This window comes from Kaistia terrae (assembly GCF_026344005.1).
GTDB classification, from domain to species: Bacteria; Pseudomonadota; Alphaproteobacteria; order Rhizobiales; family Kaistiaceae; genus Kaistia; species Kaistia terrae.
Window position 1 is genome coordinate 741,956 of the sequence record NZ_JAPKNH010000001.1, and the last position, 11,034, is coordinate 752,989.

General features: G+C 63.9%; 10 protein-coding genes. 7 read left to right on the forward strand and 3 right to left on the reverse strand.

Annotated features, from left to right (window positions below):
* Nucleotides 1-409: 409 nt before the first annotated feature.
* Nucleotides 410-2,062: a glucose-6-phosphate isomerase gene (gene pgi, locus OSH12_RS03420; RefSeq protein ID WP_266342083.1), complete on the reverse strand. Its 1,653-nt coding sequence runs from the start codon at nucleotides 2,060-2,062 to the stop codon at nucleotides 410-412.
* A 211-nt stretch (nucleotides 2,063-2,273) separates the two neighbouring features.
* Here pgi and OSH12_RS03425 point away from each other — a divergent pair, with 211 nt between their 5' ends.
* Nucleotides 2,274-3,560, forward strand: coding sequence for an ROK family protein (locus OSH12_RS03425; RefSeq protein WP_266342084.1), 1,287 nt, complete (start codon nucleotides 2,274-2,276; stop codon nucleotides 3,558-3,560).
* 4 nt (nucleotides 3,561-3,564) lie between these two features.
* On the opposite strand, the gene OSH12_RS03430 is transcribed toward OSH12_RS03425, so the two are convergent.
* Complete coding sequence (locus OSH12_RS03430; protein WP_266342086.1) at nucleotides 3,565-4,728, reverse strand: pyridoxal phosphate-dependent aminotransferase; 1,164 nt, start codon at nucleotides 4,726-4,728, stop codon at nucleotides 3,565-3,567.
* 146 nt (nucleotides 4,729-4,874) lie between these two features.
* Between OSH12_RS03430 and OSH12_RS03435 the strand changes: the two genes are divergently transcribed.
* The 6 genes from OSH12_RS03435 (at nucleotide 4,875) to aat (ending at nucleotide 10,524) form a co-directional block, all read left to right on the forward strand.
* A complete protein-coding gene (locus OSH12_RS03435) occupies nucleotides 4,875-6,260 on the forward strand; it encodes a M48 family metalloprotease (RefSeq protein ID WP_266342087.1) in 1,386 nt (461 codons plus the stop codon).
* 65 nt (nucleotides 6,261-6,325) lie between these two features.
* On the forward strand, nucleotides 6,326-7,096 hold the full coding sequence (locus tag OSH12_RS03440; RefSeq protein WP_266342088.1) for a DsbA family protein: 771 nt from the start codon (nucleotides 6,326-6,328) through the stop codon (nucleotides 7,094-7,096).
* A 300-nt stretch (nucleotides 7,097-7,396) separates the two neighbouring features.
* Nucleotides 7,397-7,834 carry a type II 3-dehydroquinate dehydratase gene (gene aroQ / locus OSH12_RS03445; protein ID WP_266342089.1) on the forward strand — a complete coding sequence of 146 codons (438 nt, stop codon included), beginning with the start codon at nucleotides 7,397-7,399 and terminating at the stop codon, nucleotides 7,832-7,834.
* A gap of 36 nt (nucleotides 7,835-7,870) precedes the next feature.
* A complete protein-coding gene (gene accB, locus OSH12_RS03450) occupies nucleotides 7,871-8,332 on the forward strand; it encodes an acetyl-CoA carboxylase biotin carboxyl carrier protein (protein WP_266342090.1) in 462 nt (153 codons plus the stop codon).
* 14 nt (nucleotides 8,333-8,346) lie between these two features.
* Complete coding sequence (gene accC, locus OSH12_RS03455) at nucleotides 8,347-9,690, forward strand: acetyl-CoA carboxylase biotin carboxylase subunit (protein WP_266342443.1); 1,344 nt, start codon at nucleotides 8,347-8,349, stop codon at nucleotides 9,688-9,690.
* Between the two features lie 156 nt (nucleotides 9,691-9,846).
* Complete coding sequence (aat, locus tag OSH12_RS03460; RefSeq protein ID WP_266342091.1) at nucleotides 9,847-10,524, forward strand: leucyl/phenylalanyl-tRNA--protein transferase; 678 nt, start codon at nucleotides 9,847-9,849, stop codon at nucleotides 10,522-10,524.
* Here the strand turns inward: aat and OSH12_RS03465 are convergent.
* Nucleotides 10,461-10,883 carry a DUF2155 domain-containing protein gene (locus OSH12_RS03465; RefSeq protein WP_266342092.1) on the reverse strand — a complete coding sequence of 141 codons (423 nt, stop codon included), beginning with the start codon at nucleotides 10,881-10,883 and terminating at the stop codon, nucleotides 10,461-10,463. The genes aat and OSH12_RS03465 overlap by 64 nt on opposite strands.
* Nucleotides 10,884-11,034: the final 151 nt, after the last annotated feature.

Sequence of the window (11,034 nt, forward strand, 5' to 3'; positions counted from 1 at the left end):
TCCGCATTGGGCCGCCCCCGAAAAAATATGCGTCGGGCGTTGGGCTGCAAGGCGGGCGCCACGCGCCAGGCGGATGCCGCGGCATGGGGGGCGAAGGTTCGTCGCGATCGACGAGCGAGATGGGTTGGACGTGAGCGCCGCTTGTTTCAGGTCGCGATGACCGGAGCCGAGGCAAGCCCTCCGCTCACGCCAGTGGACGAGGGCTTTTCGACCCGTAGTCGGCGATGCCTCGGGGCATGCGGCCCATCGACCGTCCGGCCCGATCGGTGCGCGCACTCGACGGCTCATCAAGCCGCTACCGCCCAAAAAAAATCCGGCGGGGGCCAAATGACCAACCCGCCGGACCAATGTGTGGGCCGCCTATGCCGCCGCTCGTGAGCGGAGGCGAGGGACGTCGGCCGCAGCTAGCCTAGCGCAGGCTTGCCGCCGCCTGGATGAGGCCGGCGGTGGAGGAGTCGCGCGACGAGGCGTCGGCGCGGCCATCGACCATCGGCAGCAGCTGCATGGCGAGCTGCTTGCCGAGCTCAACGCCCCACTGGTCGAACGAATCGATGCCCCAGATCGCGCCCTGCACGAAGACCTGATGCTCGTAGAGGGCGATCAGGCGGCCGAGCGTGAAGGGATCGAGTGTCTTGTAGAGGATCGTGTTCGACGGCCGGTTGCCCGGGAAAGTCTTGTGCGTTGCCAGACGCTCGACTTCCGTCGGCACCTTGCCTTCGGCTGCCAGCTCGGCTCGCGCCTCATCCGTCGTGCGGCCGCGCATCAACGCTTCCGTCTGGGCGAAGCAGTTGGCGAGCAGCAAGGCGTGGTGAACCTTGTCGGTTTCATGCGCCGTCGCCGCGATCAGGAAATCGCAGGGGATGACGTCGGTGCCTTGATGGATCAGCTGGTAGAAGGCGTGCTGGCCGTTCGTGCCGGGTTCGCCCCAGACGAGGGGACCGGTCGCGAGCGTCACGGCATTGCCCTCGAGGGTCACGCGCTTGCCGTTCGATTCCATGTCGAGCTGCTGCAGATAGGCTGCGAACCGCTCCAGGCGCTGGTCATAGGGCAGCACGGCCTTGGCCGGGAAGCCGAGGACGTTGCGGTTCCAGATGCCGATCAGCGCCAGGATGACCGGAACGTTGCGGTCGAGCGGCGCGGTGCGGAAATGCTGGTCCATCGAATGAGCGCCAGCCAGGAACTCGCGGAAATTCTTGGAGCCGATGGCAATCATCACCGGCAGGCCGATCGCCGACCAGACGGAATAGCGACCGCCGACCCAATCCCAGAAGCCGAACGCGCGCGAGACGTCGATGCCGAAGGCGCTGACCTTGTCGAGGGCGGTCGACATGGCCGCGAAATGCGCGCCGACAGCCGCCTCGCCCAATGCCGCGACGATCCAGGCCCGCGCCGTGCCGGCGTTGGTCATTGTCTCGATGGTGGTGAAGGTCTTGGAGGCGACCAGGAACAGGGTGGTGGCCGGGTCGAGGCCTTCCAGCGTGTCGTGGATATGCGCGCCGTCGACATTCGAGACGAAATGCAGGCGCGGACCGTCATGATAGGGGCTGAGCGCGCGGGTCACCATGGCGGGGCCGAGGTCAGAGCCGCCGATGCCGATATTCACGACATCCGTGAAGCGGCCGCCGACGCCGGCAATCGAGCCGTCGCGGATGCCTTCGGCAAAGGCGGACATGGCGGCGAGCACCGAATGCACGTCATCCACGACATTCTTGCCGTCGACGAGATATCTCTCGTCCGCTGTGGCGCGGAGCGCGACATGCAGGACGGCGCGGTTCTCGGTGACGTTGATCTTCTCGCCGGCGAACATGGCGTCGCGGCGCTCCTCGACACCGGCGGTGCGGGCAAGATCCAGCAGCGCCACTACGGCGGCGGCGTCGATGCGGTTCTTCGAATAATCAAGCAGCAGGTCGTCAGCACTTACCGAAAGTCGGCTGAAACGTGCGGGATCGGCGGCGAACATCTCACGCATGGTCTGTGCTTCAACGCGGTCGCGATGGCTGCGAAGCGTGGCAAAGGCATCGGAGATAGCTGCCGCCGTAGCGGCGGTTCGGGCGACGGTCATGTTCGGACGTCCTTCGAAGCGATGGGCCTACGGGGCAGAGGACGACATACGACGGCATCATCGTCGCGGCAAGTCCGCCTCCCTTTTGAGCGGGTGGACATTACATCGCCACTCTCACTTGCAAAAATTGGTATTCATTGCTGATGTTCGCAAAGAAGAGCGCCTGGGAATCAATTATTGATAGGCCATTCTGCGGGCGCGGAGAAAACTAGTGCAGAGCAAAGCCGACACCGAACTCGTGCGTCGCCAGAACCGAGGCCTGGTCCTGGGAGCGCTGCGGCGTGCCGGACCTTTGGCGCGGGTCGAACTCGGCCGCGAGACGGGGCTGAGCCCCGCCACGATCTCGGCCATTACCGGCGATCTTCTGTCCGAACACATTCTCGTGGCCGCCGATATCGACGAGCGCGCCGAACGGCCGCTGGGTCGCGGCCGGCCGCGCGTGGCGCTGACGCTGAACGACGACGCCGCCTACGTGCTGGGCGTCAAGATCGCGCTCAACACGGTGACGCTTCTCCTCAGCGACTATTCCGGCCATCTGCGCGACAGCCGCCGTCACACCGTCTCGACGATGGGGCTGGATGCCCCAGCCTTCGTGGCGCGCCTGATCGACATCATCCGGGGCTATCTTGCCGATCGGGAGATTGCGCCTTCGCGCGTCTCGGAGATTTCGATCGCCATTCCCGGCACAGTCGACGAGACGACCGGCACCTTGCTCTGGAGCCCGACGGTTGCCGTCGATGTCGGGGCGATCCCCGGCCCGGTTTCCGAAGCGCTCGGCATTCGTGCGTCGATGACCAATGACGTCAACATGATCGCGCAGGCGCTGCATTCGCGCGATCCGGTTCGTTTCGGCGGCACCTTCGCCACCATCTTCATCGCCTATGGCGTCGGCATGGGGCTCTATATCAACGGGCGGATGTTTACCGGCGCCTATGGAGCGGGCGCCGAGTTCGGCCATGCCAATCACATGCCCGGCGGCGCGCTGTGTCGCTGCGGCCGGCGCGGCTGCATAGAAGCGTATGTCGCCGATTATGCGATCTATCGCGCGGTCGAGGACCTGCCGCCGGATCTGTCGCCGACCGAGATCGATCCCGACGCCGAGACGATGGCCAAGCTCGAGGCCAGGGCGCGAGCGGGTGAGGATCGCGTGAAAATGGCCTATCATCAGGCAGGCTTGGCGCTGGGTTATGGCCTGTCGCGGTTGATCGCGCTGCTCAACCCGCAGCGCGTCGCCTTCACCGGGCGCGGCGTCGCCGCCTTCGACCTGATGGAAGCGGGCTTTCGTGCCGGCCTCGATGAGGGGTTGGTGCCCGAGCTGGCGCGCATGACCGAGATCGAGGTTTCCTCCGCCGAGGACGATCTGGTCGATGTCGGCATTCTTGCCGGCGCCATGCAGCGGCTCGACCGCGAGGTTTTTGCCAGTTCCGACCATGATCCGGTCGTGCTGCCGAAGCCGGCGGTTACGCTGCACGCACCGGCCGAATCCGCCAAAGCCTGATCATTCAGGCTAGCCAGTTCTCCAGCCGCTCGGCCGCTTCGGCGATTTCCGTCGTCGCGCCGGCGAAGGAAAAGCGGATATGGGCCGGGCCGTGGATGCGGTCGAAATCCGCGCCCGGCGTGGCCGAAATGCCGGCCTCGGCAAGCATCTTCTGCGCGAAATCGGCCGAATCGTTCGAGAAGCGGCGCACCGACGCGTAGATGTAGAAGGCGCCATCGACGGGGAAATAGTCGTCGAAGCCGATCTTCGGCAGCTTTTCGAGCAGCAGCTTGCGGTTGGCGGCATAGCCGGCCTTGATGATTTCCAGTTCGTCGGTCGCATCGAACGCGGCAAGGGCGGCGCGCTGCGACAGGTCCGGCGCGGAGATGTAGAGGCTCTGGGCGATCCGCTCGATCGGGCGCACCAGAATTTCCGGCAGCACCATCCAGCCGATCCGCCAGCCGGTCATGCAGTAATATTTCGAGAACGAGTTGATGACGATGGCGCGGTCGCTGGTCTTCAGCGCCGTCTCGGCGACGCCGTCATAGACGAGGCCATGATAGATTTCGTCCGAGATGAAGCGGATGCCCAGTTCGTCCGAGGCGCGGATCAGGGCGGCCAGCGCGTCCGGCGTCATCATCGTGCCGGTCGGATTGCCGGGGCTGGCGATCAGGATGCCGGCCAGCGGCTTTTCCGCATGCACGCGCTCCAGCATTTCCGGCGTGATCGCGTGCCGGGTCTCGGCTGATGTCTCGATCTCGACCACCTCCAGCCCGAGCGCACCCAGAATGTTGCGATAGGCGGGATAACCCGGCGAGGCGATCGCGACACGGTCGCCGGCGTCGAAAGCGGCGAGGAAGGCGAGGTTGAAGCCGGCCGATGAACCCGTCGTGATGGCGATCCGCGAGGCGGGAACCTCGATGCCGTGCGTATCGGCATAATATTGCGCGATGCGCTGGCGCAGCGCCCGTGAGCCAAGCGCTTCGGTATAGCCGATGCGCCCCGCGTCGAGCGCGGCGCGGGCAGCATCTAGCACCGGCTTCGGTGCCGAGGCGCCGGGTTCGCCGATCTCCATGCGGATGATCCGCTCACCCTTCGCGATCCGATCGAACGCTGCCGACATCACGTCCATGGCGATGAAGGGGGAGACATCGCTTCGACGCGATGGCGAACGATCGGGAGGCAACATGGCAGGCGGTTCCGGACACGGGAGGAAAAGTCTTGCTATCGCCCCATTTTCTGCGCATCCGTCCAAGGGGGATGTCGTTTGCGATAGCGCAAGGCGGCTTCATACAATTCGCCGGCCGCGAGGGAAAGGCTGGAGGAGGGGGATCCGTGTCGATTGCAGTAGAGCGCGTGGTTCGAGGTATTCTGGGCGGGCTCGTCGCCGTCACCATGATAGGGGTGGCGACGCTGGAACGCGCGCAGGCTCAATCGCGCGTGGCGCTGGTGCGCGATGCGGAAACCGAAGCGCTGATCCAGGATTATCTGAAGCCGATCTTCAAGGCGGCGGGCCTGCGCGCTACCTCGGTCGAGCTCTATCTGGTCAATAATCCGTCCTTCAACGCCTTCGTCGCCTCGGGCGACAAGATTTTCGTCAACACCGGCGCCATCATCGATTCGAAAACGCCGAACGAACTGATCGGCGTGCTCGCGCACGAGACCGGGCATCTCGCCGGCAATCACCAGATCCAGCTTCGCCAGCAGCTCGAGACCGCCAGGACGATGGCCATGATCGGCAGCGTTGTCGGCATGGGCGCGGCGATCGCGGGTGCGGCATCCGGTTCGGGCGACGCGGCGCGCGCCGGTGGCGGCATCGCCATGGGGTCGGGCGAAGTGGTCCGGCGCGGCCTGCTTGCCTATCAGCGTTCGGAGGAGATGGCGGCCGACCGTTTGGCGCTCACCTATCTCGACAAGAGCGGCCAATCGGCCAAGGGCATGATCACGACGTTCCAGCGTTTTGCCGACAACACGCTTTTCTCCAGCCAGGGCACCAATCCGTATCTCCAGAGCCATCCGATGCCGAGCGAGCGCATCGACCTGATCGAGAGCGCGGCCAGAAAGAGCAAGTTCTACAACACCCTGGATTCGAAGGAGCTGCAGGCTCGCCACGACATGGTGCGCGCCAAGCTCTCGGCCTTTTCCGAAGACTCGATGCAGGTGATACGGCGCTATCCGCCGAGCGACACCTCGATGCCGGCGCGCTATGCGCGGGCGATCCTGGCGTACAAGGCCGGCAATTCGCGCAACGCCATCGACCAGGTCGGCGCGCTGATCAAGTCGCGGCCGAACTTCCCCTATTTCTACGAGCTCCAGGGCCAGGTCCTTCTGGAATCGGGACGCGCGAAGGAAGCCGTCGCGCCGCTGCGCAAGGCCGTGGCGGCAGCGCCGCGCTCGGGCCTGCTGCGCATCATGCTGGGGCAGGCGCTGGTCGAGCTCGGCGATCCCAAGTCGATCGACGAGGCGGTGAAGAACCTCACCATCGGCCTGCAGACGGATCCGGATATGCCGATCGGTCATCGCAGCCTGGCGCGCGCCTATGCGCTGCGCGGCGACATCGCCATGGCCGACCTTGCTACCGCGCAGGGCGAATTCGCCGAAGGCAAGTTCAAGGAAGCGAAGTCCCGCGCCAAGCGCGCCCAAACCAAATTTAAGGCAGGATCGCCTGCCTGGCTTCGTGCCGACGACATTCTGTCTTATACACCGCCTTCGAAGAAATAATTGATCCGGTCTGCCTGTCGGTCGCCGCTGGCGATTGGTAGCCCGGCCCCAAACAGGTGAATGCAATGTCGAGACACTTCTTCGCTGCGGCCTTCGCCGCGCTCGCCCTGACCGTTGCCATGCCCGCCGTCTTGCCGGCGCAGGCCGCGAGCTTTTCCGAAAGCCAGCAGACCGAGATCGGCGACCTGGTGAAGGACTACCTGATGAAGAATCCGGAAGTCATTCGCGATGCGATGGAGGAACTCCAGCGCAAGGAGCAGCTCGCGGAGGCCGAGGCCCGCAAGACCGGCGTCGCCAAATATGCCGATCAGCTGTTCAATTCGAAGCGCCACGCCGTGATCGGCAATCCGAAGGGCGACGTCACGCTGGTCGAGTTCTTCGATTACAATTGCGGCTACTGCAAGCGCGCCCATGCCGACATGCAGAAGCTGATCGACGAGGACAAGGGTCTTCGCGTCATCCTGAAGGAATTCCCGGTTCTGGGGCAGGGCTCGGAGGAGGCCGCCCAGGTCGCCGTCGCGGTCAACCGGCTGTCGCCGGAGAAGTACAAGGCGTTCTACGACGAGCTGCTGATGAGCCGCGGAGCGGTCGACGGCGCGCGGGCGCTCGCTGTCGCTGCCGACCAGGGCCTCGACAAGGCCGCAATCCAGGCGCACCTCAAGGATCCCGAAGTCGCCGCCACGATCAACGAATCCTATACCCTGGCGCAGGCTCTCGGCATCAACGGCACGCCATCCTACGTTCTGCAGAACGACGTGGTGGTTGGCGCGGTTGGCTATGATGCGCTGAAGGAGAAGATCAAATCCGTGCGCGCCTGCGGTTCGGTGACGTGCTGATCGTGTAATCGCGCGAGTGTTTCACCGTTTCCCTGAAACGGCGCAACACTCTAACTCTTTGTCTGGTCGCGTTTTCTTCACGCGAACCGCACACACTTCGCTTGAAAACGCTCGAGGGATGAGCCGGTCGAGATTCATGAAACGTTAAGCGAAATTCGTGAATCGCCAGGCCGAGATTCTTGGGACAGTATCCCCGAGGCGACAGTTTCGGGGCTTTTCCTTTATTCCGCGACCCCCTATAACCGGCCAACTTCGCCGCAAGGGTCCATCCTTGCAGGGCCCTCGGTAGAAAAATCATCGATGACAGTCGCAGTACTCGTTCTCAACGGTCCCAACCTGAACATGCTCGGCAAGCGGGAGCCCGGCGTTTACGGCTCCAAGACGCTGGCTGAAATTGAAGTGGAAACGAAGGCTGCCGGCGAGCAGTTGGGCCTGGCGGTTGATTTCCGCCAGTCCAACCATGAAGGCATGCTGATCGACTGGATCCACGAGGCGCTCGGACGGTTCCGGGGCATCGTGATCAATCCCGGCGCCTACACGCATACTTCGATCGCCCTGCACGACGCGATCCGCGCCGTGGGACTCCCCACGATCGAGCTGCATCTTTCCAATGTCTTCGCGCGCGAAGATTTCCGACATCATTCCTATGTTTCCCCTGTCGCCGCTGGCGTGATCTGCGGTTTCGGAGCCGCAGGCTACGGGCTGGCGCTTCAAGCGCTGCAACCGCTCGTCGAGTGAGCGAGGGGGAACGGCCTCAATGAAAGAACAAAGGGCATGACGAGCAAAAATTCGACGATCGATCAGACATTGATCCGGCAGCTTGCGCTGTTGTTGACCGAGACGGATCTCACGGAGATCGAAGTCGAGCACGAGGATCTTCGTATCCGCGTCGCGCGCAACGTCACGGTCGCACCCGCTGCCTACCAGGTAGCGGCACCGGTCGCTCCGGTCGCCGTGGCATCGGCTCCGGCAGCACCCGTGGAAGTCAGCCTCGCTGGCCATCCGGGCGTTGTCCCGTCTCCGATGGTCGGCACGGCCTACCGTTCGGCAGAGCCCGGCGCCAAGACCTTCATCGAGATCGGCGACACCGTCCGCGAGGGCCAGACGCTGCTGATCGTCGAAGCCATGAAGACGATGAACCAGATTCCGTCGCCGCGTTCCGGCGTCGTCAAGGCCATCATGGTCGAGGACGGCCAGCCGGTTGAATATGGCGAACCGCTTCTGATCATCGAATGAGCGCTGTAGTGCCGATGTTCAACAAGATCCTGATTGCCAATCGCGGTGAAATCGCCCTCCGCATCCTTCGCGCCTGCAAGGAGCTCGGGATTCAGACGGTCGCTGCGCATTCGACGGCCGACGCCGATGCCATGCACGTTCGCCTCGCGGATGAGAGCGTCTGCATCGGCCCGCCGCCCGCGCGCGACAGCTATCTGAATATTCCCTCGCTGCTCGCCGCCTGCGAGATCACGGGCGCCGACGCCATCCATCCCGGCTACGGCTTCCTCTCCGAAAATGCGCGCTTCGCGGAAATTCTCGAAGCGCACAACCTGACCTTCATCGGACCGAAGTCCGAGCACATTCGCATCATGGGCGACAAGATCGAGGCGAAGCGCACGGCGAAGCGCCTTGGCATTCCCGTCGTTCCCGGTTCGGAAGGCGCGCTCAAGGACGAAGCCGACGCGATCCGCAACGGAGCCGAGATCGGCTATCCGGTGCTGATCAAGGCATCGTCGGGCGGCGGCGGTCGCGGCATGAAGGTGGCGCGTTCGGAGGCTGATGTCGTCATCGCCTTCCAGACGGCCCGTTCGGAGGCCAAGGCAGCCTTCGGCGACGACGCCGTCTACATGGAAAAGTATCTGGAGAAGCCCCGCCACATCGAGATCCAGATTCTCGGTGACGGCAAGGGCTACGCCGTGCATCTGGGCGAGCGCGATTGCTCGCTGCAGCGTCGGCACCAGAAGGTCTGGGAAGAGGCGGGTTCGCCGGCTCTCAACGACGACGAGCGCCACAAGATCGGCGCCGTCTGCGCCAAGGCTGTCGCCGATCTAGGCTATTCCGGCGCCGGCACGATCGAGTTCCTCTACGAGGACGGCGAGTTCTATTTCATCGAGATGAACACGCGCCTGCAGGTGGAGCATCCGATCACGGAAGCTGTCACCGGCATCGATCTGGTCAACGAGCAGATCCGCATCGCCGCCGGCAGCGGCCTGTCGTTCCGGCAGGAAGATGTGAAGTTCCAGGGCCACGCCATCGAATGCCGCATCAACGCCGAGGACCCGCGTACCTTCGCGCCGTCACCGGGCAAGATCACCTACTACCACCCGCCGGGCGGTTTGGGCGTTCGCGTCGATTCGGGCGTCTATCAGGGCTATAAGATCCCGCCCTATTACGACAGCCTGATCGGCAAGCTGATCGTGCATGGACGCAACCGCGTCGAATGCATGATGCGTTTGCGTCGCGCGCTCGATGAGTTCGTCGTCGACGGCATCAAGACGACGATTCCGCTCTTCCGCCAGCTGGTGGACGATCAGGACATCGCCGACGGCCGCTACGACATCCATTGGCTGGAAAAGAAGCTGGCTGTGGACCAGTAGGTCCATCGCTACATCCCCCTTTGAGGCGGCACGGGAACATGACAATGTTCTCGTGCTCTTCCAGGGAGGGGGCGCGATGCGCGGGAATCAGCCAGCGAACACAGATAGTTCCCCGTTCGATTCGTCACGGCTGGAACGCTATCCTGGTGTTGCGTGATGGCGCGCAAATCGGATCGCTACCCCGAAATAACGCCGCAGATCCTGCTGAAGGCGTATGCGTCCGGCATCTTCCCGATGTCCGACTCGGCCGAGGATCCCGGCCTCTACTGGATCGAACCCGAAAGCCGCGGCATCTTCCCGCTCGAGACGTTCCACGTCCCGCGCCGGCTGGCGCGCACCATGCGTCACCAGCCCTACGAGATCCGTATCGATTCGGATTTTGATGGCGTGATCGCCGGCTGCGCCGGCAATGCCGACACGCCCTATCGCGACAAGACCTGGATCAACCAGCGCATCCGCGCGCTCTATCACGAGCTGTTCACGCTCGGATATTGCCACACCGTCGAGGCGTGGCAGGACGGCAAGCTGGTGGGCGGGCTTTACGGCGTCCGGCTACGCGGCGCGTTTTTCGGCGAGAGCATGTTCAGCCACGCGCGCGACGCATCGAAGATCGCGCTCGTCTATCTCGTGGCGCGACTGAAGGCGGGCGGCTTTACGCTGCTCGACGCCCAGTTCACCACAGAGCATCTGTCGCAATTCGGCGCGATTGAACTCGACAAGGAAGCCTATCACCAGCGGCTTGACGCCGCCCTTGAAGGCGATGGCGAGTTTTACGGCTTGGACGGGCGCGCGACGGTCGACGAAGTCTTGCAGTTGGCAAGCCATACGTCATAGACGGCGTGGTCCACGGCATGCAGGCCGGGGCTGTCCGCGAACATCCAGCCGGTGAAGATCCGGCGCACCTTGCGGTTCAGCGTGATCTCGTCGACCTCGACGAAGGAGTCCGTCTGCGGCTGCTCTGTCGGCGGGCGGGAATAGCACGCCCGCGGCGTCACCTGGAGCGCGCCGAATTGCACCGTCTCGTCCATGTAGACGTCGAAGGTGATGATCCGGCCGGTGATCTTGTCGAGCCCTGCGAACTCGGCGATCGGATTCGTGATCCGCTCCGCGTTGGCGGGCGTGCCAACGAAGAGAGAGGCCAGGGCCGCCACGACAAATGCCGGGCCGCTGCGTCGTGAAATGAAACGTGTCATGGGATCCCGATGATGACCTTGCACCGCCGGGTTGGTGCTTAACACGCGATTCCGGCGGGGAAAAGGCGTTGCGCGCATTGAGGCGGCCCGGCCGTGCCGTCCGGGTCTGAAATCGCGCCATATGGCGACCTTTGCGCCTTGATGCGGCACA

What these genes read in the sequence shown, in the direction of transcription:
- accB (WP_266342090.1), top strand. Translation starts at nt 7,871, where the DNA reads ATGACGAGCAAAAATTCGACGATCGATCAGACATTGATCCGGCAGCTT.
- pgi (WP_266342083.1), bottom strand. Translation starts at nt 2,062, where the DNA reads ATGACCGTCGCCCGAACCGCCGCTACGGCGGCAGCTATCTCCGATGCC.
- aroQ (WP_266342089.1), top strand. Translation starts at nt 7,397, where the DNA reads ATGACAGTCGCAGTACTCGTTCTCAACGGTCCCAACCTGAACATGCTC.
- OSH12_RS03430 (WP_266342086.1), bottom strand. Translation starts at nt 4,728, where the DNA reads ATGTTGCCTCCCGATCGTTCGCCATCGCGTCGAAGCGATGTCTCCCCC.
- aat (WP_266342091.1), top strand. Translation starts at nt 9,847, where the DNA reads ATGGCGCGCAAATCGGATCGCTACCCCGAAATAACGCCGCAGATCCTG.
- accC (WP_266342443.1), top strand. Translation starts at nt 8,347, where the DNA reads ATGTTCAACAAGATCCTGATTGCCAATCGCGGTGAAATCGCCCTCCGC.
- OSH12_RS03440 (WP_266342088.1), top strand. Translation starts at nt 6,326, where the DNA reads ATGTCGAGACACTTCTTCGCTGCGGCCTTCGCCGCGCTCGCCCTGACC.
- OSH12_RS03465 (WP_266342092.1), bottom strand. Translation starts at nt 10,883, where the DNA reads ATGACACGTTTCATTTCACGACGCAGCGGCCCGGCATTTGTCGTGGCG.